Genomic DNA, 24,933 nt, shown 5'->3' with positions numbered 1-24,933 from the left:
AAGGGATCGAATTACTGCGCGTTCGCAACGGCCGCCGGCGGCGTCCAGATCACGTCCTTGATGCTCAAGGGCTTGGGAATCAATTTGAGCTGATAGAAGCTGTCGGCGATCTTCTGCTGCGCCGCGACCACCTCCGGCGTCAGGAACAGAGCCCCATAGCCTTGGCGTTTCACCGACGTCAGGGTGATATCCGCCGGCAGGCCGAGCAGCGGCGAGACCTGTCGGGTCACGTCTTCAGGGTTGGCCTTGGACCACTCCCCTACCGCACGCACCTCTTCCACCAGCGTCGTGATGACTTGGGGATTTTTTTGCGCGTAAGGTTTGGTCGCCAGATAGAACTGGTGGTTGTCGACGATGCCCTTGCCGTCACGCAGGGTGCGTGCCTGCAACTGTTGTTCGGCGGCTGCCTGGTACGGGTCCCAGATTACCCAGGCGTCCACGCTGCCGCGTTCGAACGCGGCACGGGCATCCGCCGGCGGCAGGAAAACCGTCTGGATGTCGGAATATTCGAGGCCGGCATCTTCCAGCGCGCGTACCAGCAGGTAGTGGACGTTAGAGCCTTTGTTCAGCGCGACTTTTTTGCCCTTGAGCTCCTGCACCGACTGGATCGGCGAGCCCTTGGGCACCAGGATTGCCTCGCTGTTCGGCGCCGGTGGCTCGTAGGCGACATAAAGCAAATCCGCGCCTGCCGCTTGGGCAAACACCGGAGGGGTTTCGCCAGTCACGCCAAAATCGATCGAGCCGACGTTCAGGCCTTCCAGCAGCTGCGGGCCGCCGGGAAATTCGGTCCATTGCACGTCGACGCCTTGGGCGGCGAGGCGTTTTTCCAAGGTGCCCTTGGCCTTGAGCAGCACCAGGGTGCCGTACTTCTGATAGCCGATCCGCAAGGTTTCGGCCTGAGCCTGGGTGATGGCGCCGAAGGACACAGCCGCAGCAAACAGAGCGACCAGCCCGCGACGCAAAATGACAGTGCGCATGGCGCCTCTCCTTTTTGCTGTGGGGTTTTGGCTGCACCTGCTTGGCCGTTGACGGCTGAGTAAGGTGGAGTTGAATCAGGGATGTAGCGAGTCAGATGCTCCAGCGAGCACTCAACAGACGTTCGTTCAATACGCTGGGATCCAGCGGCTTGGGCCGCCGGGCCATGGCGCTGTAGAACTGTTCAAGCGCCTCGTCCAGACGCTGCTGCAGGGCCGGCGCCAATTGCGCCTGGGCGCTGCCTTCGCCGTAAGCGATCTGGTTGTCCTCGGCGAAAATCCCGTGCAGCATTTCCTGGGCCTTGAGCGCCGACAACACCGGCTTCAGGGCGTAGTCCACCGCCAGCATGTGGGCGATGCTGCCGCCTGTCGCCATGGGCAACACTACCTTATGGGCCAGCGCGCGTTCGGGCAGCAGGTCCAGTACCGTTTTCAACGCGCCGGAGAAAGACGCCTTGTAGACAGGCGTAGCGATCACCAGGCCGTCGGCGTTTTCGATCTGGGCCAGCAGGTCCAGTACCTTTGGGCTATCGAAGCGGGCATGGAGCAGATCTTCGGCGGGAAAATCACGCACCTGATAGCTCACCACTTCCACACCTTGCTGCTGCAACCAACGTTGCGAGCGCTCCAGCAGCACTCCTGATCGGGAGCGCTGGCTGGGACTGCCGCCGAGCGAGACAACCAACATGCCAACCATTCCTTGAATTCACGTGCGATTCGCGGTGGGCGATCTCGCTGTATGGAGCAAACCATAACAGGGCATTTATATATCTTTAAATCATATTTATTCATTTGGTTATGCATTTAAGAGATATACGATCAGCTTTCCTTGAGGCAATAAAAAAGGCCGTCGAAACGGCCAAAACCCTTGGTGCACAGAAGATCAACTGTGGGAGCGAGCCTGCTCGCGATAGCGGTGTGTCAGTCGACTTTAATACTGGCTGATCCGCCGCCTTCGCGAGCAGGCTCGCTCCCACAGGTTCTGGTTCTGGTTTTGCCTCAGCGATTGGGCTGCGGCGTCAGGCGCAGGTATGGTTTGACGGCGCGATAGCCTTTGGGAAAGCGCTGCTTGAGTTCCTCCTCATCCTTGAGCGACGGCACGATCACCACATCATCGCCATCCTGCCAGTTCGCCGGCGTGGCGACCTTGTAGTTGTCGGTCAGCTGCAAGGAATCGATCACCCGCAGGATTTCATTGAAGTTGCGCCCGGTGCTCGCCGGGTAGGTGATGGTCAGGCGGATCTTCTTGTTCGGGTCAATCACGAACAAGGAACGCACGGTCAACGTGTCGCTGGCGTTGGGGTGAATCAGGTCGTAGAGGTCGGATACCTTGCGGTCGGCGTCGGCCAGGATCGGAAAATTGACCACGGCATTCTGGGTTTCGTTGATGTCCTCGATCCACTTGTGATGCGAGTCCACCGGGTCTACCGAAAGGGCAATGGCCTTGACGCCGCGCTTGGCGAATTCATCCTTGAGCTTGGCGGTAAGGCCCAGTTCGGTGGTGCACACCGGGGTGAAATCCGCTGGATGGGAGAACAACACACCCCAGCTATCACCGAGCCATTCATGGAAGCGAATCTTGCCGGCGCTGGAATCCTGTTCGAAGTCGGGGGCGATGTCGCCAAGTCTGAGGCTCATGGTGCAGCTCCTGGTTGAGTAGTTGTGGCCCAACTGTGCACCGCTTTTCCTTGCTTGAAAAAGAATGAATACCCATTTATTTAGATCTTTATTGAATATAAAAAACTGTTCACTGGCGCTCTCGTGCATAGCGGACCAAGATCATCGCCGAGGTTTTGAGAAGGCCTCGAGTTGCTGAAAAGAGGAGAAGGTTCGGGGAAGGCTACAGGGGTGGGCCGGACCCGAAACGCAAAAGCCCCGCCCGGCGTGCTGCCGGGCGGGGCTTTTTTTTGCTCTGCATTTGCACTCCGCAAATTATTGCGGCGATTTCAGAATGAGCGGCTAGGATAGGCAGCATGAACACTCAAGCCTTGTTGTCTTATCTGCATCACCATCTCCCTGGGCTGCTGGCGGTTTACCTGTTCGGTAGCCATGCACAGGGCACCGCGGGACCTGATAGCGACATCGATTTGGCGGTGCTCGTGTCCGGCGAGGTCGACCCTGTTTCGCTGTGGCAGCTCTCAGGAGATTTGGCCGATATCGCTGGCAGTCCCGTCGATCTGATCGATCTACGCGCGGCAACGACCGTCATGCAATACCAGATCGTGACCCGAGGCCAGCGGCTCTGGGCCAGAGACGTACAGGCGGGTTTGTATGAATGTTTCATTCTCAGCGAAAAAACCGCTCTGGATGAGGCTCGGGCAGGTTTGCTCAAGGATATTCAGGAAGAAGGCAGCGTGTATGGCCGATGATGTTTTGATCAACAAGGCAGCAAGTATCGAGCGTTGCGTCGCCAGGGTGCGGGAAGAATACGAGAAAGATCCCGCTACGTTTGCCACCGATTTCACTCGCCAGGACTCGGCAGTCCTGAACATCCAACGGGCGTGTGAAGCGGCACTGGACATGGGACAGCACTTGATTCGACGTGAGCGGCTGGGTGTTCCGCAAAGTGCTCGCGATACATTCGAGCTGCTTTTGCAAGGTGGCTGGCTGGAGGAAGGCCTGGTGAAAAACCTGAAGAACATGGTGGGCTTCAGGAACATCGCCGTGCATGACTATCAAGCCCTGCAACTGCCGATCATGATCGCAATCATTACCGGGCACTTGGACGATTTCCTCGGGTTCAGCGCGTACATCTTGCGCAAGGACGCGGCGCAGTCCAAGGGATAAAGACTCTATCCGGCTCGCTGAGCCAAAAACGCAAAAGCCCCGCCCGGCGTGCTGCCGGGCGGGGCTTTTTTACTTCGCTACGTCTTACATGAAGTTGTAAGTGTAGTTGAAGATCAGGCGGGTCTGATCCTGGTCGGCGATACCGGTGCTGCTGCCACGGTAGGAGCCATGACGCAGGGTAGTGCCGAAGCCCTTGAGCGGGCCTTGCTGGACGACGTAGTCCAGGCGCATGTCGCGTTCCCACTCGGAAGTTTCGCTTCCGCCGGTAGCAGACTTGATGTCGTCACCGTGCAGGTAGGCAATCGCTGCCTTCAAGCCAGGAACGCCCAGGCCGGTGAAGTCGTACGAGTATTGACCGAAGGTGGTGTTCTCACCCGCACGAACGAACTGATGGATCATGCTGTCGGTGAACAGGTAGAAGCTCGAGCCACCGGCGCCTTCGTTGCGGCCGCTGTCATTGAGCAGGTTGCCCTGGTTCATGTAGACGAAGCCACCATCGTCGCCAACTTGCTGGTGACCCAACAGGAACGCGCTGCCACCCAGGGTGTAGGTGAACATGGCGCTCCAGGTCTTGTTATCGACCTCGCCCGGGTTCTTGGCATAACCGCCGTTGTTGTTGAAGCGATAGCCTGGGTCGCCGTTACGGCCATCCGAGCTGCTGTCGAAGTAACGCAGGTCAGTCTTGAACGACTGGCCTTCGCTGATCGGGAAAACGTGTACCGCACCCAGGAAGTGCTGCTTGTAGTAATCCTGCAGGTTGGCGTAGTAGTACTGCAGGGTCAGGTCCTTGGTGACCTTCCAGTCAGCACCGGCGTAACGGAACTGGTTGCTGTCTTCGGTACCACCTGCCACTGCCAAGCCAGTACTGTTGGTACCGGCACGGCCTACGGCGCGCTCCAGTTGACCGGCGTTGAACGTCACGTTGTCCAGGTCCTTGGAGGTGATAGTGCCACCTTCGAAGGTTTGCGGCAGCAGACGGCCATCATTGGCGACCAGGATCGGCAGGTTAGGCTGCAGAGCACCACCCAGGTGGGCCTCGGTCTTGGAGAAAAGCGCCTTCACGTTGGCCGACCCACGGCTCCAGCTGTGCTCCGCGGACCCGTCGGAGTCACTTGGCGAGAAGGAGTTATTGGCGTCTGGACGCTGACCTTTACCACCATCAAGGTGAAGACCAACCATCGCCTGGGCGTCGATACCAAAACCAACGACACCTTGAGTGAAGCCGGACTTGTAGTCGAACTTCAGGCCGGTCGCCGCTTCACGCTGGTCTTCAGCGCCTTCACGGTTGTCGTTGTCAAAGTACATGGTGCGAGAACTGACGGACGCCTTGCTGTCCTCGATGAAACCGGCGGCGCCTGCCTGCTGCGCCATTACCCCAACGGCCACAGCCAGGGCCAAGGTGGACTTCTTCATGTATCGCTCCTCTCGTTTTCTAATTCTTGTGTGTCTTTGGTTCCGGTTCGAACGCCCGGAATCCGCGGATGCGCGATTAGCGCCAGACCGTGACTGGCAAGTCAACCGTAACCCTTTCGGACTACGACCATGGTCTAACCCCGCGACACCGGCCGGAAGAATAAAGGATTCTTTATAAATCCAAAAAGAATTGTTTCACCAGTTTTCAGCTCGTTTCGACATATGCCTGCCATCAAAGCGTCATCAAGCCCTGACTCGGCTTATCGGCGACGCCGCGGATTCCTGAATGGTGTTTCGTCGGGGCTCGCGCGCGACATGCCAATGCGTGCGCATGCCGCGATCTTGAGGCTTTCCAGACTAGACGCTGATTGTCTGAAATCAAGAAAGTCGCGGCAGCGTGATTGGACAGGCGGGTCGTTTACAGCGATTTTTCGAAGATTTTCGAATTACGCTGATAGTTGTACAACGAAGCCCGCGCCGCCGGCAGGCGATCGACACTGCTGGGCTCGAAGCCGCGCTCGCGGAACCAGTGGGCGGTCCGGGTCGTCAGCACGAACAGGGTCTTGAGGCCCTGGGCGCGGGCCCGGGTTTCGATCCGCTCCAGCAGCTCATCGCCCCGGCCACCGTGGCGGTACTCCGGGTTCACCGCCAGGCAGGCGAGTTCCCCGGCATCCGAATCGGCGATCTGGTACAGCGCCGCGCAGGCGATGATCATGCCTTCGCGCTCGACCACGCTGAATTGCTCGATCTCGCGCTCCAGCACCTCGCGGGAACGCCGTACCAGAATGCCCTGTTCCTCCAAAGGACTGATCAGGTCCAGCAAGCCGCCGACATCCTCGATGGCGGCTTCGCGCACCACCTCGAATTGTTCCTGGGCCACGAGCGTGCCGCTGCCATCGCGGGTGAACAGTTCGGCCAGCAGCGCACCGTCCTCGGCATAGCTGACGATGTGGCTACGCGCCACGCCGCCCCGGCAGGCCTGCGCCGCCGCATCGAGCAGCTCGGCCTGGTAATCGCTGCCCAGGCGTTGCATATGAGCCGGGACCTGTTGCGGACGCAGCTCGCGAACCAGCCGCCCATCCTCGCCGATCAGGCCCTGCTCGGCGCCGAACAACAGGAGTTTGTCGGCGGCCAGATCGATGGCCGCCCGGGTCGCGACGTCTTCACACGCCAGGTTGAAAATCTCCCCGGTCGGTGAATAGCCCAACGGCGACAGCAGAACGATCGAGCGCTCATCCAACAGCCGGTTGATGCCCTTGCGGTCGACCCGACGCACTTCCCCGGTGTGGTGATAGTCCACGCCTTCGAGCACACCGATCGGCCGCGCGGTGACCAGGTTGCCGCTGGCCACGCGCAACCGCGAGCCTTGCATCGGCGAGGAGGCCATGTCCATCGACAGGCGCGCCTCGATGGCAATGCGCAACTGACCGACCGCGTCGATCACGCACTCCAGGGTCGCGGCATCGGTGATGCGCATGCCATGGTGATAGTGCGGCGTCAGGCCGCGGGCAGCGAGGCGGGTCTCGATTTGCGGACGCGAACCATGCACCAGCACCAGCCGCACGCCGAGGCTGTGCAGCAACACCAGGTCATGGACGATGTTGCCGAAGTTGGGGTGCTCCACCCCGTCGCCAGGCAGCATGACGATGAAGGTGCAATCGCGGTGGGCGTTGATATAGGGCGAAGCGTGACGAAGCCAATTGACGTATTCGGGCATGAACCTGGGCCTGTAATAAATAACAGCCTAAAAAAGACGAAGCGGAACGCACAGCGGGCTGGTGGTTATCGTCGGAACAGGCTTGGCGACACGCGCGCTCTCCTCATGAATACGGGTCCGCAAGCGGACAATTTAACCGGCGCTGGCCGGTGTCAGGCAGTAATGGCCGATCAACTGTCGCAACAGCTGCACGGTAGGCTGCAAACGTGACATTTCAAGGTATTCGCCAGGCTGGTGGGCGCAGGCGATATCGCCAGGCCCCAATACCACGGTTTCGCAACCGAGGCGCTGAAGATAAGGCGCTTCGGTGCCGAACGCCACTGCTTCGGCACGATGCCCGGTGAGCCGTTCGGCCACCCGCACCAGCTCGGCGTCCTCGGCCTGCTCGAACGGGGGCGCTTCGGGGAATAGCGGTGCGTAGTCGATCTTCACCTGATGGCGTTCGGCGATGGGGTCGAGCTTCTGCCGGATCGCCGCCCGCAGCACCTCTGGATCCATGCCTGGCAGTGGGCGCAGGTCGAACTCCATGGAGCATTGGCCGCAGATCCGGTTGGGATTGTCGCCGCCATGAATACAACCGAAATTCAGGGTCGGCTGCGGCACGGTGAACTGTGGATTGCGGAACTCACGCTGCCATTGCAGGCGCAGGCCACGCAGCTCGCCCATGGCGTCGTGCATCGCTTCGAGCGCGCTGCGGCCCAGGCTCGGGTCGGAGGAATGGCCGCTGCGCCCGAGGATGTCGATACGCTCCATCATCACGCCCTTGTGCATGCGGATCGGCTTCAGCCCCGTCGGTTCGCCTATCACCGCCGCGCGTCCGAGCGGCCGCCCGGCCTCGGCCAGGGCACGGGCGCCCGCCATGGAGCTTTCTTCATCGCAGGTGGCGAGGATCAGCAACGGCTGCTTGAACGGCTGGTCCAGCAACGGCCGCACCGCTTCGATGGCCAGGGCGAAAAAACCTTTCATGTCACAACTGCCCAGGCCCACCCAGCGCCCGCCTACCTCGGTGAGCTTGAGCGGGTCGGTCTGCCACAACGCGCCATCGAACGGCACCGTGTCGCTGTGCCCGGCCAGCACCAGCCCGCCGGGCCCCGTGCCGAAGCTGGCGAGAAGGTTGAACTTGCCGGGGCTGACCTGCTGGATATCACAGGAGAATCCCAGTTCCGACAGCCAGCCTGCCAGCAGCTCGATCACGGCGCTGTTGGACTGGTCCAGCTTGGGCTGGGTACAACTGACCGAAGGCGCGGCGATCAGGGCAGCGAACTGATCTTTCATGGACGGCAAAGGCATCGCTGGCTCCCGGGGCTTACAAAATGGGGTCCATCATAGAACCATCGAGAGCAAGGATGGAACCGTTCGGCGCGGAGGACCGACGAGTCCTGTACACTGCACGACCCTGGCAGCCACATCTTCCCCCGGCTGCGCACCCGATTCCTGGATTTTCCGGCCATGCAGAAAGAAACCGAAATCAAACTCCGCGTCAGCCGCGAGACCCTGGCAGCCTTGCGCGAGCATCCGCTGTTGAAAAAACGCAACAAGAGTGGCTGGGAACGCCACGAATTGATGAACCAGTACTTCGACACGCCGGAACGTGACCTCGCCCGGGCCAAGGTTGCCCTGCGCCTGCGCCGCGATGGCGAAGAAGTCATCCAGACCCTCAAGACCCGTGGCCAGAGCGTTGCCGGCCTGTCCGAGCGCAACGAATACGACTGGCACCTGCCCAAGGCCAAGCTCGACCTGAAGAAGCTCGACGGCGAATGCTGGCCCGAGGCACTGGCGGACCTGGACAAAAAAACCCTCAAGGCGATCTTCACCACCGATTTCGTCCGCGAGCGCGCCGAAATTGCCTGGGGCCGCGGCAAAAGCAAGGTGGTCATCGAGGCCGCCCTGGACCTGGGCCACGTGGTGGTCGGCAAGCAGAAGGAAGAAATCTGCGAGCTGGAACTGGAACTGCGCGAAGGCGAACCCGCCGCCCTGCTGGAACTGGCCGCCGAACTGGCCGCGACCCTGCCCTTGATGCCTTGCGACATCAGCAAGGCTGAACGTGGCTATCGCCTGCATGATGCGAGCAGTTATGCCCTGAGCCTCCCGGCTCCGCAACTGACGGCCGAAACGCCGCTGGACGATGCTTTTGGCGCATTGAGCTGGCATTTGCTGGGCAACAGCCAGCGCCTGGCCGAACAATATCGTTTCAACGGCCACTGGCGCCTGTTGCAGGATTGGGTGGAAAACCTCGCCGAACTGCGCGCGTTGCTCAGCAGCCTCGGCCAGGCCGCGCCGCGCCAATCGACCCATGATCTGCGCGTCGCCCTGGATGCGCTGCTGGAGGACTGGCGTCCGCTGGTCCAGGCCGGCCTCGACGACGAAGACGTGCGCAAGGCGGCGCCGGAGCAATTCCTCGAAGAGCTGCAGGACCCGCGCTGGGGCCTCTTCTCTCTTGAAGCTTCGCGTTGGTTGCTCGCCCGCAGCTGGACCGCCGACCGCAACACCCGCGGCAATCGCCAAGGCGCGGCGCAACTGGGCAGCTGGCTGCCGCGCCTGCTCAGCGAAGAAGCTTCGTCGCTGCAACTGCAACGCTACCAGCAACAGCCGGAAGACCTGGCCGAGCAACTGCCGCGCATCGAACGTATCCAGGCCTGGCTGCATCATGCCCGCCAGGTGCTGGAAATTCCTGAGATGGACCGGCTCTACGGCGAATTGAACAAGCTGGCGCAATTGGCCAACGAACCGATCACCGACGAGCTCCTGGATGCGCGCAAGCAGCAGGCGATTGCGGTTTACCAGAATCGGGCCTGGAAGACTTTGCTGCGCCTGTGATACCACCTTCGCGAGCAGGCTCGCTCTCACACTGGATCATGTCGAGATCCCAATGTGGGAGCGAGCTTGCTCGCGAAGGGGCCGGCACATACACCTCGGATCCAACTAGCGCACCACCGGCAAACTCGTCGTCGACTTGATCTCCGACAACGCCACGATCGAGTTCACCTCCTGAATCCCCGGCACCATCGACAGCTTTTCGAAAAAGAATCGCTCATACGCCTCGATGTCCGCCGTGACGATGCGCAGCAGAAAATCCACCGACCCCATCAGCACGTAGCACTCCAGCACCTCGGGAAACCCGCGGATCGCCTCGGTGAACTCGGTGAAATTCGAGCGACCGTGGGCGTTGAGCTTGATTTCGGCGAAGATCTGCGTGTTCAGGCCGATTTTCTTGCGGTCCAGCAGCGTCACCTGTCCCCGAATGATTCCCTCTTCCTTCATCCGCTGAATCCGACGCCAACAGGGCGACTGGGACAAGCCAACCTGCTCGGCGATCTGCGCGCTGGACAGCGAAGCATCCTCTTGCAGCAACGCCAGTATTCTGCGGTCGTAGCTATCCAGCTCACTTTGCATAAATAAACCTGTAGTTTTCCGATAAGCGAATCAATTTATTCACCATAGGCCCTAAATAGCTCATCTTAGGTAAGAAATACCCTTCTATGCATGTAAATATTTCTTCCGACCTCCAGGAGACCGAACATGCATTCACTCGCAACCGTATCCACCGCCCCGACCCGCGCCGACGCCTGGCACGCCGCCAACGCCCATTGCCGCGTGCATTATCAGATGCAGGCCGAAGCCGAACCGGACGTGCTGTGTCGAGCGTTGAATCTGTTCGCCTTGCAGGGCCTGACGCCACAGCAGGTCCACGTCGAGCGTCAAGACGATCTGCTGACGCTGGACATTGTCCTGGATGGGCTGAGCTGGCACCGTGCCCAGGTCATTGCTGAAAAATTACGTAACCTGATCAGCATGTGCTCGGTGGACCTGCAGGACGCCGATATCACGCGGGCCGGACGGGTCCTGGCGGCCGGTTGAGGGGTGCGCAGGCAAGAATTGGAAACGCATTGGTCGGGTAGTGGCCCAACGGTCCATAAGGTCGGGACTATTCTTTTGCACAACAAGCCGGGACGCCGAAGCGTCTGCATCGCGGCTTTGCTGCAACTGTCCAATAGGAACCCGAACGCCCATGTCCACCAAACACGCCACTCAGGACCGCTGGCTGGACCTTAACGATCTGCTCCGCCAACTGGTCGCCCAGGGCCTCATCAGCCAGGATTCAGCCGAAACCGCGCTCAACGCCCGGCGCCGGCATAACGCCAACAGCCAGTTGCACCCGCTGGAGTTCATCGCCAACCAGCACCTGGACGACCTCAGCCGACCCGGCAAGCGCCTGGACCTTGAGAACCTGACGCTGTGGCTGGCCCAGCAGGCCGACCAGCCCTACATGCGCATCGACCCGTTGAAGATCAACGTGGCGGCCGTTACGCCGCTGATGTCCTATGCCTTTGCGCAACGTCACAAGATTCTCGCAGTGGCGGTTGACCGTGACGCCGTCACCGTCGCCAGTGCCCAGCCTTACGTCAGCAGTTGGGAAGCCGACCTGACCCACGTGCTCAAGCTGCCGGTCAGGCGGGTGGTTGCCAACCCGGTGGATATCCAGCGCCTGAGCGTGGAATTCTATCGCCTGGCCAAATCCGTCAGCGGCGCTACCACCGTCGATCAGCAACCGAGCAACCTGACCAACTTCGAACAACTGCTCAACCTCGGCGCCAGCGACCAGGAGCCGGACGCCAACGACGCCCATATCGTCAACATCGTCGATTGGCTGTTCCAGTACGCCTTCCAGCAGCGGGCCAGTGATATCCACATCGAACCGCGCCGGGAGCAGGGCACCGTACGCTTTCGCATCGACGGGGTGCTGCACACCGTCTATCAGTTCCCGCCGCAGGTGACGATGGCGATCATCAGTCGCCTGAAAAGCCTGGGGCGCATGAACGTCGCGGAAAAGCGCAAGCCCCAGGATGGTCGCGTCAAGACCAAGACTCCCGACGGCAACGAAGTGGAGTTGCGCTTGTCGACCTTGCCAACCGCGTTCGGCGAAAAAATGGTGATGCGGATCTTCGATCCGGAAGTATTGCTCAAGGATTTCGACCAACTGGGCTTCTCCGCCGACGACCTGCGTCGCTGGCAGGACATGACCCGCCAGCCCAACGGCATCATTCTGGTCACGGGCCCCACCGGGTCCGGCAAGACCACGACGCTCTACACGACGTTGAAAAAACTGGCGACGCCGGAAGTGAACCTCTGCACCATCGAGGATCCGATCGAGATGGTCGAGGCCTCGTTCAACCAGATGCAGGTCCAGCACAACATCGAGCTGTCTTTCGCGGCGGGCGTACGTGCGTTGATGCGGCAGGACCCGGACATCATCATGATCGGCGAGATCCGTGACCTGGAAACCGCCGAAATGGCAATCCAGGCAGCACTCACCGGACACCTCGTCCTCTCGACCCTGCACACCAACGACGCGCCGAGCGCCATCAGCCGCCTGCTGGAGCTCGGCGTGCCGCATTACCTGATCAAGGCCACAGTGCTCGGAGTCATGGCCCAGCGCCTGGTGCGTACGTTGTGTCCACATTGCAAGGCGCCCATCACCCTGGATGAAGACGACTGGCAAACCCTGACGAGGCCCTGGCAGGCCCCGCTGCCGACCAACGCCCAGCAGGCTGTCGGCTGCTCGGAATGCCGCGATACCGGCTATCGGGGGCGGGCCGGGGTGTACGAGATCATGCAGTTAAGCGACAGCGTCAAAGGCCTGATCCACCCAGACACGGACCTGCTCGCCGTGCGCCGCCAGGCCTTCAAGGAAGGCATGCGCAGCCTGCGGCTCTCGGGCGCGCAAAAGGTAGCGGCGGGCCTGACCACGGTCGAAGAAGTGCTGCGGGTGACGCCACAGAGTGAACAGAAGTAGCGTGTGGCGAGGGCTGACTGACGGGTCATGGAACTGAATCGAGGCTGCGGCAATCCAAAGTCATAGTTAACCCTGTGGAGTCACCTATCATGCGTCTCAAACTTGCTGTCGCGACCCTGGCCTTGCTTTCTCTTCCTGTTGGCTCGGCAATGGCCGACACGTTTTGGCGTAACGTCATCTCATCCGGTGCGACCACCGGTTCTACCTACCTGACCTTCAAGGACAACAAGCTGATCGTCGCCGCCCAGGACGACGCCGGCAGCTTCGTCGCCAGTGACGGCGGCATCCGTGGCCCCTACCTGGAAGCCGCGATGCAGAAAGTCCGTGCCGACAACCCAGGCCTGCAAGCCACCGACATGGAACTGGCCAACGCGATCCTGGCGAAAAACGCCGTCGCCCAGGAGTGATTTCCGGCCGATAAAAAATGCCGCTCGATTGAGCGGCATTTTTTTGCCCGACGGACATCTCACAAACCAACGTAAGAGCGAGCCTGCTCGCGAAAGCGGTGTGTCAGCCAACCTCGATGTTGCTGATTTATCGCCTTCGCGAGCAGGCTCGCTCCCACAGGTATCAAGTGTTACTCGCCGATAGCAGCCTTATAGCCGGCAGCATCGAGCAACTTGTCCAACTCGGCCTTGTCGCTTGGCTTGAGCTTGAAGATCCAGGCGCCGTACGGATCGGAGTTCAGCAACTCCGGCGAGCCGCTCAACTCTTCATTGATCGCAATCACTTCGCCGGCAATGGGGGCGTAGATGTCGGAAGCGGCCTTGACCGACTCCACCACTCCAGCCTGATCACCAGCAGCAAAAACCTTACCGACCTCGGTCAGCTCGACAAACACCACATCGCCCAAAGCTTCCTGCGCATGGTCGCTGATGCCCACGGTGACGGTACCGTCGGCTTCCAGGCGCGCCCACTCGTGGCTTTCGGCAAAACGCAGTTCGGCGGGGATATCACTCATATTCTGTGTCCTCAAGAGAAAGTGTCAGCGGCCGGCGGCCCGCCGCAAAAGGTTAGATCAGGGTTTTGCCATGGCGGACGAAGGTCGGCTTGACCACCCGTACCGGGTACCACTTGCCACGAATTTCCACCTCGGCACGGTCGGCGGTAGCCATCGGAACACGCGCCAGGGCGATCGACTTGCTAAGCGTAGGAGAAAAACTACCACTGGTGATCTCTCCTTCGCCAACATTGGCGATGCGGACCACCTGATGAGCGCGCAGAACACCGCGCTCCTCAAGTACCAGCCCGACCAGTTTGTGCTGCACGCCAGCCGCCAGTTCGGCTTCCAGCGCCGAGCGGCCGATGAACTGGCGACTCGCAGGTTCCCAGGCGATGCTCCAGGCCATGTTGGAGGCCAGCGGCGAAACATCCTGGTGAATGTCCTGGCCATAGAGATTCATGCCCGCCTCCAGGCGCAAGGTATCGCGAGCCCCAAGGCCGATGGGAGGAATGCCAGCGCCCACCAGATCGTTGAAAAAGCTCGGGGCTTCATGGGCCGGCAGGACGATTTCCAAACCATCTTCACCGGTGTAGCCGGTACGGGCAATGAACCAGTCACCGTCGGCACGACCTTCGAAGGGCTTGAGTTGCTGGATCAATTGGCCGCGTGATTGCGTGACCAATTCGGCAATCTTGTGCCGGGCCTGCGGCCCCTGGATGGCCAGCATCGCCAGTTCGGGACGCTCGTGCAGTTGCACATCATATTCACCGAGCTGTGCCTGCATCCAGGCCAGGTCCTGGTCGCGGGTCGAGGCATTGAACACCAGCCGGTAACCGTACTCGACCCGGTAGATGATCATGTCATCGACGATGCCACCGCGCTCATTGAGCATCGTGCTGTACAGCGCACGGCCGGTGTCCTGGAGGCGATCGACGTCATTGGCCAGCAAGCGCTGCAGCCAGGCCTTGGCCTGGGGGCCGGCAACGTCGATCACGGTCATGTGGGACACATCGAACACACCGCAATCGCGGCGCACCTGATGGTGTTCCTCGACCTGCGAGCCGTAGTGCAAAGGCATATCCCAACCGCCAAAATCGACCATCTTCGCGCCAAGGGCGAGATGCAGGTCATACAGAGGCGTACGCTGTCCCATGGGTTTCTCCTTCCGGGCGTGGCGAAGGTGCGGACGGGTACTGCACAGCACGAACGCCTGAAAAAAAGCGCCCTCAGCTACCCGGTCCGACGGACGGACCGCACCGAATGCCGCGCATTGTATCCGCATGCCATGGCACTGGCACCTGGAGCCGCTCTCAATTAACTCAGAACGCGCCGATGAGCCGAGCGCCGTATCAATCCGATGACCGGCAACAGCCCGACCAGCACCAGGGTCAGCGCCGGCAATGCAGCCCGTGCCCACTCCCCCTCGCTGGTCATCTCAAAGACCCGCACTGCCAGCGTGTCCCAGCCGAACGGGCGCATCAGCAGGGTGGCGGGCATTTCCTTGAGCACATCGACAAACACCAGCAACGCCGCGCTCAACGTGCCAGGGAGTAGCAACGGCAGATACACTTTGAAAAACAGTCGTGGCCCACTGACGCCAAGGCTTCGTGCGGCCTCGGGCAATGACGGACGAATCCGCGCCAGGCTGCTTTCCAGCGGACCGTAGGCCACGGCCAGGAAACGTATCAGGTAGGCCAGCAGCAACGCCGACAAACTGCCCAACAGTAACGGCTTGCCCGCCCCGCCGAGCAGGGTCGATAGCGGAATGACCAACTCACGGTCCAGATAGCTGAACGCAAGCATGATCGACACCGCCAGCACTGAACCCGGCAAGGCATAACCCAGGTTCGCCAGGCCGACACCGGCGCGGATCGGGCGGGTCGGCGCCAAGCGACGGGCGAACGCCAGCAGCAAAGCCACGCAGACGGTGACCAGGGCCGCCAGGCCGCCCAGATAGAGGGTATGGATGATCAACCCGGCATAACGCTCGTCCAGGTCGAACCGACCGCGCTGCCAGAACCACACCACCAGTTGCAGCACCGGAATGACGAACGCGCACGTGAAAACCAACAGGCACCAGCTGCTGGCCGCCGCCGCCTTGAAACCGCGCAAATGGTAAAGCGCCTTGACCCGGGGCCGTTCGTTGCTGGCCCGCTGTGCTCCCCGGGCACGGCGTTCACCGTAGAGCACCACCATCACCGCCAGCAGCAAGAGACTGGCCAGTTGGGCGGCGCTGGAAAGACTGAAGAAGCCGTACCAGGTTTTATAGATGGCGGTGGTAAAGGTGTCGAAGTTGAACACCGACACCGCGCCGAAATCCGCCAGGGTTTCCATCAGCGCCAGCGCCACGCCCGCGCCGATTGCCGGTCGGGCCATCGGCAGTGCCACCCGCCAGAACGCCTGCCAGGGCGATTGGCCGAGTACCCGGGCCGCTTCCATCAATCCCTTGCCTTGGGCCAGGAAGGCGCTACGCGCGAGCAGGTAGACATACGGATAGAACACCAGCACCAACACCAGGATAACCCCACCGGTCGACCGCACCCGGGGCAGGCGCAAGCCGCTGCCGAACCATTCGCGCATCAGGGTCTGCACCGGGCCGGCAAAATCCAGCAGGCCGACGAAAACAAACGCCAGCACATAGGCGGGAATCGCGAACGGCAACATCAACGCCCAATCGAGCCAGCGCCGACCGGGGAATTCGCAAAGGCTGGTAAGCCACGCCAGACTGACCCCGAACAACGTCACGCCGACGCCCACACCCAGGATCAGCGTCAGGGTATTACCCAGCAGGCGCGGCATCTGGGTCTCCCACAAGTGGGACCAGATCTGCGCATCGATGCTCTGCCAGGACAGCAACAGCACGCTCAACGGCAACAGGACCAGCGCAGCGACGGCGAAGACCAGGGGATACCAGCGGCGTTGGGCGGGGTGGGTCAAGGAAAACTCTCGTAAGACAAACGGTCATGTGGCGAGGGAGCTTGCTCCCGCTGGAGGGCGAAGCCCTCCCGGGATATCTGCCAGGACCTATATGCCGGGGCATGATCTGGGGCTTTGGGGCTACTGCGTAGCCCAGCGGGAGCAAGCTCCCTCGCCACGGGTCGTCAATGAGCTGAAAGGGATCGTCTCAGTTCCAGCCGGCACGATCCATCAGGCGAATGGCTTCGGCCTGGCGTTTGCCCGCGACTTCCACCGGCAGCGTATCGGCCTTGAACTGGCCCCAGGCGGCGACTTCCTTGGACGGCTGGACTTTCGGGTTGGCCGGGAATTCCTGGTTCACGTCGGCGAAGATGCTTTGCGCTTCAGGCGTGGTCATCCATTCCACCAGTTTTTTCGCGGCGTCCGGGTGCGGCGCGTGCTTGGTCAGGCCGATACCCGAGAGGTTGATGTGCACGCCACGGTCCGCCTTGTTTGGCCAGAACAGCTTGACCTTCAAGTCTGGCTTCTGCTGGTGCAGGCGGCCGTAGTAATAGGTGTTGACGATGCCGACGTCGCACTGGCCGGCATTGATCGCCTCAAGCAGCGCGGTGTCGTCGGAGAATACGTCGGTGGACAGGTTCCTGACCCAGCCTTTGAGGATCTCCTCGGTTTTTTCAGCACCATGGGTTTCGATCAGGGTCGCGGTCAGCGACTGGTTGTAGACCTTTTTCGAGGTCCGCAGGCACAAGCGGCCTTCCCATTCCTTGCCGGCCAGCGCTTCGTAAGTAGTCAGCTCACCCGGCTTGACCCGGTCAGTCGAGTAGGCAATGGTCCGCGCACGCAGGCTCAGGCCGGTCCAGGCGTGGGACGACGCCCGATACTGAGGGGGAATGTTGGCATCGATTACCGGCGAGGTGAACGGCTGCAGAATGCCCATCTGCTCGGCTTGCCAGAGGTTGCCGGCGTCGACGGTCAGCAGCAGGTCGGCGGTGGCATTTTTGTCTTCGGCCTTGATCCGCTGCATCAGGGGCGCTTCCTTGTCGGTGATGAACTTCACCGCGACGCCGGTCTTCTTGGTGTAGGCATCGAAAACCGGTTTGATCAGCTCATCGATGCGCGACGAATAGACCACCACCTCATCGGCAGCCTGGGCGACGGAAGTGCCGATCAGGGTCAGTGCGAGGGCGGACAGCAGGCGTTTGGTGGCCGACATGGTAGCGGTCTCTCGATTGTGAACAGAGCGCAAATGATAAGGACTCACATTTAGCACCACAATCGAACAGTGGGTAGACACGTTTCCAAATGTTGCACAGATAGGATGGGGGGATGTTCCGGCCTCATCGCGAGCAGGCTCGCTCCCACATTTGATCCGGTGAAACCTGTGGGAGCGAGCCTGCTCGCGATGAGGCCATGAGCCCCAAAACAACTCTCAGACCTTGGCCAGATCCGGCAAGTCCCCGGTCAGCCCCAACGCCTCGCGTACGAACAGCGCCTTGGCTTCCGGCATGCGGTCTACCAGCTTCAGACCGGTATTACGCAACCAGCGCACCGGCAATGGATCGGCCTGGAACAGCCGCTCGAAGCCTTCCATCGCCGCCATCAGCGCCAGGTTATGGGGCATGCGCCGCCGCTCATAGCGGCTCAACACCTTGAGATCGGCCAACCGCTCGCCACGCCCTGAGGACTGCAACAGCACCTCGGCCAACACCGCGGCATCCAGGAAACCCAGGTTGACGCCCTGCCCGGCCAGGGGATGGATGGTGTGCGCCGCATCGCCGATCAGCGCCAGCCCTTCGGCCACGTAACGCTTGGCGTGGCGTTGGCGCAGCGGTACGCAGACGCGAGGATCGGCGCCGAGCACCGCGCCTAGCCGGCCCTCGAAAGCCCGCTCCAGTTCGGCGCAGAAAGCGCCGTCATCCAGTGTCATCAAGCGCTGCGCTTCGCCAGGCGTGGTCGACCAGACGATCGAGCACCAGTCCTGCTGGCCGTCGCGCGCCAGAGGCAGGAAGGCCAGCGGACCATTGTCGGTGAAGCGTTGCCATGCGGTCTGGCGATGAGGTACGGCGCAGCGCACGCTGGTGACGATCGCGTGATGCAGGTAGTCCCACTCGCGAGTGGCGACCCCCGTCAGGCGGCGCACGGCGGAGTTCGCCCCGTCGGCGGCAATCACCAGTGGCGCGCGCAAGGTGCGCCCGTCAGCCAGGGTCAGCAGCCAGTCGTCGCCGGAGCGGCGCATCTGCTCCAGGCGCGCATTGGCCAGCAGGCCCAGGTCGCAGTCATGCAACCGGTCCAGAAGGGCATCCTGAACGACGCGGTTCTCGACGATGTGGCCAAGCACTTCGGCATGCAGGCTGGCGGCGGAAAAATGAATCTGCCCTGTGCCGCTACCGTCCCAGACGTGCATGTCGGTGTAGGGACTGATGCGTCGGGCGACGATACCGTCCCAGACGCCCAGACGATCGAGAATCCGCTGGCTGGCCGCCGACAGGGCGCTGACCCGGGGTTCGAACGCTGCCAGGGAATCAAAGGGCTTGACGCTCAGCGGGCTGCCGTCGAGCAACAATACCTGCAAGCCGCTGCCCTGCAACGCAAGCGCCAGGGCGCTGCCGACCATGCCGGCACCGACAATCAACAGATCTGCGCGCAATTCCATGCTTTAAGCCTGTGCTGCTGGCGACATGAGCCGCCCGTGAAAGGAATGAGCCGTATCAAGCATCGGGGCGAGTCCCCAATCCCATGGCCTGGCGAGCGAACCAGCGCTTGGCCGGGGGCAGCAGGTCAAGGCCCAGCAGGCCGAGATTGCGGCCCACGGATACCAGCGGCAGATCGCTGCTGAACAGCCGCGTGACCTGGTCGGAGAAGCCGACGGTCAGGGCCTGGTCCATCCGCTGGCGCTCGCGATAGGCTTGCAATACAGAGAAGTCGCCGGGCGTGCCGTCGCTCCCGAGCAATGCATCGGCCAGTGCCTGCGCATCACGCAAGGACAGGTTGAAGCCCTGGCCCGCTATCGGATGCAGGCTATGGGCAGCATTGCCGAGGATCGCCAGGTGCGGACGTACCTGCTCTTCGGCTTCCACCAGCGCCAGCGGATAAAGGTGTCGCGCACCCACCTGTTTCAACGTGCCCAGGCGATAGCCGAACACACTCTGCAGCTCACTGAGAAAACTACGCTCGTCGAGGGCTGCCAGCCGTTGCGCATCCATGCCCTGGCGAGTCCAGACCAACGCACAACGATTTTCCGGCAGCGGCAACAAGGCCATCGGGCCGTCATCGGTAAAGCGTTCGAAAGCCACGCCGTTGTGGGCTTCGCTGGGGGTGAGGTTGGCAATCAACGCGCTCTGGTCGTAAGGGCGATTGCGCACACCGACGCCCAACTGCTCACGCAATCCGGAGCGTCCACCGTCGGCCAGTACGGCGAGGTCGCATTCCAGCGTGGTTTCGTCATCCAGCGTCAAACGATAACCACCAACTAGCGGCTCCATCCGGGTGACTTGCGCCGGGCAGCGCCAGCTGACCACGTCCTTGTCCAGCCCTTGCCACAGGCATTGGCCGAGCCAGGCATTTTCCACCACGTAGCCGAGGGCCGGCACGCCCTCCTCCATGGCGGACAACCGTGCGGTGGAAAACCGTCCGCGGTCGGAAACATGAATCTGTTTGATCGGTTCTGCGCGGCGGGAAATTTCCTGCCAGAGGCCCAGGCGCTGATAAATTTGTCGAGCACCGAAGGAGAGCGCCGATGAGCGCGCGTCATAGCTCGGCTGCCAAGTGTCGCCGGGGGCGAACGGCTCGATCAGCATGATCTTCCACCCCCTGGCCTTGGCGCCTGCCTGCAAGGCGAGCGCCAGGCTCGCGCCGACCAGGCCGCCACCTATGATCGCCACGTTGACCCGGCTCATGCCGCTTGAGTCCGTGCGGCGGCCATGAGGGCCTCGATCTCGGCGACCGTTTTCGGCACGCCGCGGGTCAGGATTTCACAACCGGTCTTGGTCACTACCACGTCATCCTCGATGCGCACGCCAATGCCGCGCCATCTCTTCGCTACGCTGCGATTGTCCGGAGCAATATAGATGCCCGGCTCCACGGTCAAGGCCATGCCAACCTCCAGCACGCGCCATTCGCCACCGACCCGGTATTCACCGACGTCGTGCACGTCCATGCCCAGCCAGTGACCGGCACGGTGCATGTAGAACGCCCGGTAGGCTTCGCTGGCGATCAACTGGTCCACCTCGCCGTCCAGCAGCCCGAGACGCACCAGCCCCTCAGTAATGACCCGGACCGTAGCTTCATGGGCCTGGTTCCAATGCTTGTTCGGGCCAATCTCAGCGAACGCCGCTTCCTGGGCCGCCAGCACGACCTCATAGATCGCCTTCTGCTCGGGCGAAAACTTGCCGCTGACCGGCCAGGTACGGGTGATATCGCTGGCATAGCAGTCGATTTCGCAACCGGCGTCGATCAGCACCAGGTCGCCATCCTTGAGCGGCGCGTCGTTCTGCTGGTAATGCAGGATGCAACTGTTACGCCCCGCCGCGACGATGGAGCCGTAGGCCGGCATCTTTGCGCCGCCCTTGCGAAATTCGTAGTCGAGCTCGGCCTCCAGGCTGTATTCGTACAGCCCGGGGCGTGCCGCTTGCATGGCGCGGATGTGCGCCTGGGCGGAAATCCGCGCCGCTTCGCGCATCACTTTCACTTCCGCCGCCGATTTATACAGGCGCATATCGTGCAGCAGATGATCCAGGGCAACAAATTCGTTCGGCGGCTGGGCACCAAGGTGGGCCTTGGAGCGAATCACGTTGATCCACTCCATCAGGTGCCGGTCGAATTCGGGGTTGCTGCCCATGGCCGAATAGACCCGATCGCGACCTTCGATCAGGCCCGGCAGGATGTCGTCGATGTCGGTGATGGGAAACGCGTCGTCGGCGCCGTAGTCCCGGATCGCCCCTTCCTGGCCAGCACGCAAGCCATCCCACAGTTCACGCTCGGCGTTGCGCTCGCGGCAAAACAGGATGTACTCGCCGTGAGCGCGACCGGGCACCAGCACCAGCACCGCTTGCGGCTCGGGGAAGCCGCTGAGGTACTGGAAGTCGCTGTCCTGGCGATAGACGTGCTCGACGTCGCGGTTGCGGATCGCAACGGCGGCGGCGGGCAGGATTGCGATGCTGTTGGGTTCCATCTGCGCCATCAAGGCCTTGCGGCGACGACTGTATTCCGACTTCGGGATATGAATCATGGGCAGAGGGTGTTCCCTTTCAAGCGATCAGTGCAGGGACGGCTTGGCAGCCGGTTCAGCGGTTTTTTTGGTCTCGGTAAACAGCAGCAACGGCGCGACCCGCAGGTACTCCATCACTTCCATGTAGTCGCTCTCGCCGTCGTCGGATTCTTCCAGGGCGTCCTGCACCTGGGAGATGGCCGCCAGGTCTTGCAACACTTCCTTGGCTTCATCGCTCAAGGCGTATTCGCGGCGGGTCAGGCCGAAGCCTGCCAGGAAACCCTGGCACCACTGACCCAGCGCAGCGGCGCGTTCAGCCAGCGGCGCGTCATCGGTGGGCAGCAACAGGACGACGGTCATGTCGTCACTGGTCAATTCACCCTTGACCATTTCCTGCAGGCCGATGAGCGCGTTGCGCACGTTGTCCGCCGGCTCGCCTTCAAGCAGTTCGGCGGCGTCGGCCAACCAGCCGTCAGCATCAAAACCGGCGCCGGCACAGCTGCGGCCGAGCAGCAGGCCATGCAGTTCGGCGGGCGAGACAGGGTGGCCGCTGGTGCTCAGCAGGGTGGCAAAGGCTTGGTACGGAGAATTCTGAATGGGCATGGGCAGCTAGGCGCCAGACGGCGCTATGTCTAGAATGGAGGCCTTGTATCCTACATCGACAGACTCGCCAAGACCATTAAAGGCTGTGCGACCCAAATCCCTCCATCAGACACATTCTTCAGTGGACACAATGGAAGACACCGACCTGCAAGCGCTGATGGCCAGACTCGAGCTGCTAATTGACCGGGTCGAGCAACTTAAGAGCCAAAACGGACTCCTATTAGCTCAGGAAAAAACCTGGCGCGAGGAACGCGCGCACCTCATTGAAAAAAACGAAATCGCCCGGCGTAAGGTCGAATCGATGATTTCGCGCCTCAAGGCCCTGGAGCAAGACTCATGAGTTCAAGCAATAGCGTTACCGTGCAGATCCTCGATAAAGAGTATTCGATCATCTGCCCCCAGGAAGAGCGCAGCAACCTGGTGAGCGCCGCCCGTTACCTGGATGGCAAGATGCGCGAGATCCGCAGCAGCGGCAAAGTCATCGGCGCCGATCGCATCGCCGTGATGGCCGCCTTGAACATTACCCACGACCTGCTCCACCGCCAGGATACGCCGGACGTACAGGTCAGCGGCTCGACCCGCGAACAGGTCCGCGACCTGCTCGATCGGGTGGATCTGGTACTGGCTACTGATCCGGACGTCAGCAAGGGCTGATTCGCGAGGCAGCCTGGGGTATACTTGCGTCACTCCCTGGGGTGCTTGCCAGTTGGTGATGTCCCTGAGCCGATACGCACAACCACGGGGGTTGCACGTTGGGGCCGGTGTGCATGTCCGCTTGACGGAAAGCCTTAACGCCTCCTGCAACTTCCACCTTGAACTTTCGGGTTCAAGGGCTAAGCCGACAGCGGTTCATCCGGGGAGCCTGATTCTTGAAACAATGCCAGTCATCATGACTGGCATTGTCGTTTCTGGCGTTTGGCGTTTTCCGGTCCCGCCGTTTGCGGTTACGCTGTGCTGATGTCACCGTCTCGCGAAGCATCGATATGACCGAACCTGCGTTGCCGACCCGCCCACAACTTCGCCGCCTGCTACGCCAGGCCCGTCGTGCCCTGACCCCGGTCCAGCAACGGCAAGCCGCCCACGGGCTATATCGGCAACTGGCACAGCATCCGCTGTTTCGCCGCGCAAGACACATCGCCCTCTACCTGCCCAACGACGGTGAAATCGACCCACGCCTGCTGCTGCGCGCCGCCCAACGTCGGGGCAAGGCGACTTATCTGCCAGTACTCAGTCCCTGGCCGCAGACCAGGATGGTGTTCCAGCGGATCCATCCCGGCGAAAAAATGCGCCCTAATCGTTTCCGCATCCCGGAACCACGCAAGAATATCGCCCGGCAGCGCAAAGTCTGGACATTGGATCTGGTATTGCTGCCGTTGGTGGGGTTTGACGATGCCGGCGGACGCCTGGGCATGGGCGGCGGCTTCTATGACCGCAGCCTGGCGTATCTGTCGCGACGCAAACAATGGCGCAAGCCGACGTTGCTGGGCCTGGCCCATGAGTGTCAGAAGGTCGAACGATTGGCGCAGGCAAGCTGGGATGTACCGTTACAGGGAACGGTCAGTGACAGGCGATGGTATCTGGCGAGCTAGACGCCGCGAAACAGCGGCGTCCAGAAGACGGCTCAGCGCTTGAGTGCGGGCGCGGGCTGGGTGATTTCCATCGGTGCATCATTTTTGTTGGCCCATAAGCTCTGGGCATAACCCGTGGTGACGACACCCAGGCCGAACAGAATGACCAGGACCCACAACAAATCCGGTTTGCGTTTCATCGATTGCCCCCCTCAAGGCATATCACACACGATGACAGCAGCGGTTTTCTTATCTGGCCGTGCAGCAGCGTCAAGCTTGGAAGGCCGGCATTTTGCGGCAACGTGAACCGACACGCAAATGCTGGCGTCAACCGACTGTCGGTTTGTCATAAATCGCTGAACCTTTTTATCGCCACCACCCAGGAGTAGAAATCATGGCCTACTGGCTGATGAAATCCGAGCCCGACGAATTGTCCATCCAGGGCCTGGAAAAGCTCGGCCAAGCGCGCTGGGACGGGGTTCGCAACTACCAGGCGCGCAATTTCCTGCGAGCCATGGCGCTAGGCGACTCATTTTTCTTCTATCACTCCAGCTGCCCGGAGCCAGGCATTGCCGGAATTGGCAAAATCATCAAGGCCGCCTATCCCGACCCAACGGCCCTGGAACCTGACGGTCATTACTTCGACGCCAAGGCCAGCCCGGAGAAAAACCCCTGGACCGCCCTCGACGTCGCCCATGTCGAGACATTCCCACGGGTGCTGAAGCTCGACTACCTCAAACAGCAGGCCGCCCTGGCCGAAATGCCGCTGGTGCAAAAAGGCTCGCGACTGTCGGTGATGCCGGTGACAGCTGAGCAGTGGGCGGCGGTCATTGCTTTGAAGCCCTGAGCCCTGAGCCCTGAGCCCTGAGCCCTGAGCCCTGAGCCCTGAGCCATGCGGCGTCCGATCGGCCGCTATCGCGAGCAAGCTCGCTTCCACAGTGGACTGGCGTCGATCCGGCAATCCTTGTGGGAGCGAGCTTGCTCGCGATGACTGACTAACCGCCGCTACATG

26 protein-coding genes and 1 other RNA gene are annotated in these 24,933 nt (G+C 61.4%); 11 read left to right on the top strand and 16 right to left on the bottom strand.

Annotated elements, in window-relative coordinates; genetic code table 11:
* Window positions 1–11 precede the first annotated feature (11 nt).
* The 3 genes from J3P84_RS01615 to J3P84_RS01605 all read right to left on the bottom strand — a co-directional run bounded on the left by J3P84_RS01615 (window position 12) and on the right by J3P84_RS01605 (window position 2,612).
* A complete protein-coding gene (locus J3P84_RS01615) occupies window positions 12–977 on the bottom strand; it encodes a sulfonate ABC transporter substrate-binding protein (protein ID WP_434627240.1) in 966 nt (321 codons plus the stop codon).
* A gap of 91 nt (window positions 978–1,068) precedes the next feature.
* Window positions 1,069–1,662 (bottom strand): NADPH-dependent FMN reductase, encoded by a 594-nt coding sequence (gene ssuE, locus J3P84_RS01610; protein WP_305498044.1) that lies wholly within the window; start codon window positions 1,660–1,662, stop codon window positions 1,069–1,071.
* Window positions 1,663–1,973: 311 nt separating this feature from the next.
* Window positions 1,974–2,612 (bottom strand): peroxiredoxin, encoded by a 639-nt coding sequence (locus J3P84_RS01605; RefSeq protein WP_434627238.1) that lies wholly within the window; start codon window positions 2,610–2,612, stop codon window positions 1,974–1,976.
* A 335-nt stretch (window positions 2,613–2,947) separates the two neighbouring features.
* Between J3P84_RS01605 and mntA the strand changes: the two genes are divergently transcribed.
* Both mntA and hepT read left to right on the top strand, forming a co-directional pair.
* On the top strand, window positions 2,948–3,343 hold the full coding sequence (gene mntA, locus J3P84_RS01600) for a type VII toxin-antitoxin system MntA family adenylyltransferase antitoxin (protein ID WP_434627236.1): 396 nt from the start codon (window positions 2,948–2,950) through the stop codon (window positions 3,341–3,343).
* Window positions 3,333–3,761, top strand: coding sequence for a type VII toxin-antitoxin system HepT family RNase toxin (gene hepT, locus J3P84_RS01595; protein ID WP_434627234.1), 429 nt, complete (start codon window positions 3,333–3,335; stop codon window positions 3,759–3,761). Before mntA ends, hepT begins: the two co-directional genes overlap by 11 nt.
* A gap of 84 nt (window positions 3,762–3,845) precedes the next feature.
* Here the strand turns inward: hepT and J3P84_RS01590 are convergent, their stop codons facing one another.
* The 3 genes from J3P84_RS01590 to argE all read right to left on the bottom strand — a co-directional run bounded on the left by J3P84_RS01590 (window position 3,846) and on the right by argE (window position 8,181).
* On the bottom strand, window positions 3,846–5,174 hold the full coding sequence (locus J3P84_RS01590; protein WP_434602188.1) for an OprD family outer membrane porin: 1,329 nt from the start codon (window positions 5,172–5,174) through the stop codon (window positions 3,846–3,848).
* A gap of 418 nt (window positions 5,175–5,592) precedes the next feature.
* Window positions 5,593–6,891, bottom strand: a complete 1,299-nt coding sequence (gene argA, locus J3P84_RS01585) for an amino-acid N-acetyltransferase (protein ID WP_434571047.1) — start codon at window positions 6,889–6,891, stop codon at window positions 5,593–5,595.
* A 132-nt stretch (window positions 6,892–7,023) separates the two neighbouring features.
* On the bottom strand, window positions 7,024–8,181 hold the full coding sequence (argE, locus tag J3P84_RS01580; protein ID WP_434627231.1) for an acetylornithine deacetylase: 1,158 nt from the start codon (window positions 8,179–8,181) through the stop codon (window positions 7,024–7,026).
* A 159-nt stretch (window positions 8,182–8,340) separates the two neighbouring features.
* Between argE and J3P84_RS01575 the strand changes: the two genes are divergently transcribed.
* On the top strand, window positions 8,341–9,708 hold the full coding sequence (locus J3P84_RS01575) for an inorganic triphosphatase (protein WP_434627229.1): 1,368 nt from the start codon (window positions 8,341–8,343) through the stop codon (window positions 9,706–9,708).
* A 105-nt stretch (window positions 9,709–9,813) separates the two neighbouring features.
* Here J3P84_RS01575 and J3P84_RS01570 read toward each other — a convergent pair whose 3' ends face one another.
* The gene (locus J3P84_RS01570; RefSeq protein ID WP_434627227.1) at window positions 9,814–10,284 is read right to left on the bottom strand and encodes an Lrp/AsnC family transcriptional regulator; all 471 of its coding nucleotides are present in this window, start codon (window positions 10,282–10,284) and stop codon (window positions 9,814–9,816) included.
* A 126-nt stretch (window positions 10,285–10,410) separates the two neighbouring features.
* Between J3P84_RS01570 and J3P84_RS01565 the strand changes: the two genes are divergently transcribed.
* The 3 genes from J3P84_RS01565 (at window position 10,411) to J3P84_RS01555 (ending at window position 13,092) form a co-directional block, all read left to right on the top strand.
* Window positions 10,411–10,749 carry a hypothetical protein gene (locus J3P84_RS01565; protein ID WP_434602191.1) on the top strand — a complete coding sequence of 113 codons (339 nt, stop codon included), beginning with the start codon at window positions 10,411–10,413 and terminating at the stop codon, window positions 10,747–10,749.
* 151 nt (window positions 10,750–10,900) lie between these two features.
* Window positions 10,901–12,685 (top strand): GspE/PulE family protein, encoded by a 1,785-nt coding sequence (locus tag J3P84_RS01560; protein WP_305498037.1) that lies wholly within the window; start codon window positions 10,901–10,903, stop codon window positions 12,683–12,685.
* Between the two features lie 86 nt (window positions 12,686–12,771).
* The gene (locus tag J3P84_RS01555; RefSeq protein WP_186707601.1) at window positions 12,772–13,092 is read left to right on the top strand and encodes a DUF2388 domain-containing protein; all 321 of its coding nucleotides are present in this window, start codon (window positions 12,772–12,774) and stop codon (window positions 13,090–13,092) included.
* 170 nt (window positions 13,093–13,262) lie between these two features.
* Here J3P84_RS01555 and gcvH read toward each other — a convergent pair whose 3' ends face one another.
* The 8 genes from gcvH to J3P84_RS01515 all read right to left on the bottom strand — a co-directional run bounded on the left by gcvH (window position 13,263) and on the right by J3P84_RS01515 (window position 22,353).
* Window positions 13,263–13,646 (bottom strand): glycine cleavage system protein GcvH, encoded by a 384-nt coding sequence (gene gcvH / locus J3P84_RS01550; RefSeq protein ID WP_434627224.1) that lies wholly within the window; start codon window positions 13,644–13,646, stop codon window positions 13,263–13,265.
* A gap of 52 nt (window positions 13,647–13,698) precedes the next feature.
* Complete coding sequence (gene gcvT, locus J3P84_RS01545) at window positions 13,699–14,781, bottom strand: glycine cleavage system aminomethyltransferase GcvT (RefSeq protein ID WP_305498035.1); 1,083 nt, start codon at window positions 14,779–14,781, stop codon at window positions 13,699–13,701.
* 161 nt (window positions 14,782–14,942) lie between these two features.
* Window positions 14,943–16,565 (bottom strand): ABC transporter permease, encoded by a 1,623-nt coding sequence (locus J3P84_RS01540; protein WP_434627222.1) that lies wholly within the window; start codon window positions 16,563–16,565, stop codon window positions 14,943–14,945.
* Window positions 16,566–16,752: 187 nt separating this feature from the next.
* Window positions 16,753–17,757 (bottom strand): extracellular solute-binding protein, encoded by a 1,005-nt coding sequence (locus J3P84_RS01535; protein WP_434627220.1) that lies wholly within the window; start codon window positions 17,755–17,757, stop codon window positions 16,753–16,755.
* A 216-nt stretch (window positions 17,758–17,973) separates the two neighbouring features.
* Window positions 17,974–19,191, bottom strand: coding sequence for a 2-octaprenyl-3-methyl-6-methoxy-1,4-benzoquinol hydroxylase (locus J3P84_RS01530; RefSeq protein WP_434631127.1), 1,218 nt, complete (start codon window positions 19,189–19,191; stop codon window positions 17,974–17,976).
* Window positions 19,192–19,252: 61 nt separating this feature from the next.
* Window positions 19,253–20,440, bottom strand: coding sequence for a 2-octaprenyl-6-methoxyphenyl hydroxylase (gene ubiH / locus J3P84_RS01525; protein ID WP_434627218.1), 1,188 nt, complete (start codon window positions 20,438–20,440; stop codon window positions 19,253–19,255).
* Window positions 20,437–21,771 (bottom strand): Xaa-Pro aminopeptidase, encoded by a 1,335-nt coding sequence (gene pepP / locus J3P84_RS01520; RefSeq protein ID WP_434627216.1) that lies wholly within the window; start codon window positions 21,769–21,771, stop codon window positions 20,437–20,439. Before pepP ends, ubiH begins: the two co-directional genes overlap by 4 nt.
* Before the next feature lie 27 nt (window positions 21,772–21,798).
* Entirely contained in the window at window positions 21,799–22,353 is a 555-nt protein-coding gene (locus J3P84_RS01515; RefSeq protein WP_047226083.1) for a YecA family protein, read from the bottom strand.
* 130 nt (window positions 22,354–22,483) lie between these two features.
* Here J3P84_RS01515 and J3P84_RS01510 point away from each other — a divergent pair, with 130 nt between their 5' ends.
* From J3P84_RS01510 to J3P84_RS01495, 4 genes are all read left to right on the top strand, one after another.
* On the top strand, window positions 22,484–22,693 hold the full coding sequence (locus tag J3P84_RS01510; RefSeq protein ID WP_003177365.1) for a TIGR02449 family protein: 210 nt from the start codon (window positions 22,484–22,486) through the stop codon (window positions 22,691–22,693).
* Window positions 22,690–23,007: a cell division protein ZapA gene (locus tag J3P84_RS01505; RefSeq protein WP_039590276.1), complete on the top strand. Its 318-nt coding sequence runs from the start codon at window positions 22,690–22,692 to the stop codon at window positions 23,005–23,007. The genes J3P84_RS01510 and J3P84_RS01505 overlap by 4 nt, the downstream gene beginning before the upstream one ends.
* Before the next feature lie 30 nt (window positions 23,008–23,037).
* A non-coding RNA gene (gene ssrS, locus J3P84_RS01500) (6S RNA) lies at window positions 23,038–23,217 on the top strand.
* A 119-nt stretch (window positions 23,218–23,336) separates the two neighbouring features.
* A complete protein-coding gene (locus J3P84_RS01495) occupies window positions 23,337–23,942 on the top strand; it encodes a 5-formyltetrahydrofolate cyclo-ligase (RefSeq protein WP_434627214.1) in 606 nt (201 codons plus the stop codon).
* Between the two features lie 32 nt (window positions 23,943–23,974).
* On the opposite strand, the gene J3P84_RS01490 is transcribed toward J3P84_RS01495, so the two are convergent.
* Window positions 23,975–24,121, bottom strand: a complete 147-nt coding sequence (locus tag J3P84_RS01490; protein WP_305498028.1) for a hypothetical protein — start codon at window positions 24,119–24,121, stop codon at window positions 23,975–23,977.
* Between the two features lie 194 nt (window positions 24,122–24,315).
* On the opposite strand from J3P84_RS01490, the gene J3P84_RS01485 reads away from it, so the two are divergent.
* Window positions 24,316–24,768, top strand: coding sequence for an EVE domain-containing protein (locus J3P84_RS01485; RefSeq protein ID WP_434627211.1), 453 nt, complete (start codon window positions 24,316–24,318; stop codon window positions 24,766–24,768).
* The last annotated feature ends 165 nt before the right edge of the window (window positions 24,769–24,933 follow it).

The organism is Pseudomonas sp. Z1-29, from assembly GCF_051131995.1.
In the GTDB taxonomy this organism is placed as follows: Bacteria; Pseudomonadota; Gammaproteobacteria; order Pseudomonadales; family Pseudomonadaceae; genus Aquipseudomonas.
The sequence above is the reverse complement of the archived record's forward strand: the minus strand, read 5'-3'. Positions and strand labels throughout refer to the sequence as shown.

What these genes read in the sequence shown, in the direction of transcription:
- J3P84_RS01615 (WP_434627240.1), bottom strand. Translation starts at nt 977, where the DNA reads ATGCGCACTGTCATTTTGCGTCGCGGGCTGGTCGCTCTGTTTGCTGCG.
- ssuE (WP_305498044.1), bottom strand. Translation starts at nt 1,662, where the DNA reads ATGTTGGTTGTCTCGCTCGGCGGCAGTCCCAGCCAGCGCTCCCGATCA.
- J3P84_RS01605 (WP_434627238.1), bottom strand. Translation starts at nt 2,612, where the DNA reads ATGAGCCTCAGACTTGGCGACATCGCCCCCGACTTCGAACAGGATTCC.
- mntA (WP_434627236.1), top strand. Translation starts at nt 2,948, where the DNA reads ATGAACACTCAAGCCTTGTTGTCTTATCTGCATCACCATCTCCCTGGG.
- hepT (WP_434627234.1), top strand. Translation starts at nt 3,333, where the DNA reads ATGGCCGATGATGTTTTGATCAACAAGGCAGCAAGTATCGAGCGTTGC.
- J3P84_RS01590 (WP_434602188.1), bottom strand. Translation starts at nt 5,174, where the DNA reads ATGAAGAAGTCCACCTTGGCCCTGGCTGTGGCCGTTGGGGTAATGGCG.
- argA (WP_434571047.1), bottom strand. Translation starts at nt 6,891, where the DNA reads ATGCCCGAATACGTCAATTGGCTTCGTCACGCTTCGCCCTATATCAAC.
- argE (WP_434627231.1), bottom strand. Translation starts at nt 8,181, where the DNA reads ATGCCTTTGCCGTCCATGAAAGATCAGTTCGCTGCCCTGATCGCCGCG.
- J3P84_RS01575 (WP_434627229.1), top strand. Translation starts at nt 8,341, where the DNA reads ATGCAGAAAGAAACCGAAATCAAACTCCGCGTCAGCCGCGAGACCCTG.
- J3P84_RS01570 (WP_434627227.1), bottom strand. Translation starts at nt 10,284, where the DNA reads ATGCAAAGTGAGCTGGATAGCTACGACCGCAGAATACTGGCGTTGCTG.
- J3P84_RS01565 (WP_434602191.1), top strand. Translation starts at nt 10,411, where the DNA reads ATGCATTCACTCGCAACCGTATCCACCGCCCCGACCCGCGCCGACGCC.
- J3P84_RS01560 (WP_305498037.1), top strand. Translation starts at nt 10,901, where the DNA reads ATGTCCACCAAACACGCCACTCAGGACCGCTGGCTGGACCTTAACGAT.
- gcvH (WP_434627224.1), bottom strand. Translation starts at nt 13,646, where the DNA reads ATGAGTGATATCCCCGCCGAACTGCGTTTTGCCGAAAGCCACGAGTGG.
- gcvT (WP_305498035.1), bottom strand. Translation starts at nt 14,781, where the DNA reads ATGGGACAGCGTACGCCTCTGTATGACCTGCATCTCGCCCTTGGCGCG.
- J3P84_RS01535 (WP_434627220.1), bottom strand. Translation starts at nt 17,757, where the DNA reads ATGTCGGCCACCAAACGCCTGCTGTCCGCCCTCGCACTGACCCTGATC.
- ubiH (WP_434627218.1), bottom strand. Translation starts at nt 20,440, where the DNA reads ATGAGCCGGGTCAACGTGGCGATCATAGGTGGCGGCCTGGTCGGCGCG.
- pepP (WP_434627216.1), bottom strand. Translation starts at nt 21,771, where the DNA reads ATGATTCATATCCCGAAGTCGGAATACAGTCGTCGCCGCAAGGCCTTG.
- J3P84_RS01515 (WP_047226083.1), bottom strand. Translation starts at nt 22,353, where the DNA reads ATGCCCATTCAGAATTCTCCGTACCAAGCCTTTGCCACCCTGCTGAGC.
- J3P84_RS01510 (WP_003177365.1), top strand. Translation starts at nt 22,484, where the DNA reads ATGGAAGACACCGACCTGCAAGCGCTGATGGCCAGACTCGAGCTGCTA.
- J3P84_RS01505 (WP_039590276.1), top strand. Translation starts at nt 22,690, where the DNA reads ATGAGTTCAAGCAATAGCGTTACCGTGCAGATCCTCGATAAAGAGTAT.
- J3P84_RS01495 (WP_434627214.1), top strand. Translation starts at nt 23,337, where the DNA reads ATGACCGAACCTGCGTTGCCGACCCGCCCACAACTTCGCCGCCTGCTA.
- J3P84_RS01490 (WP_305498028.1), bottom strand. Translation starts at nt 24,121, where the DNA reads ATGAAACGCAAACCGGATTTGTTGTGGGTCCTGGTCATTCTGTTCGGC.
- J3P84_RS01485 (WP_434627211.1), top strand. Translation starts at nt 24,316, where the DNA reads ATGGCCTACTGGCTGATGAAATCCGAGCCCGACGAATTGTCCATCCAG.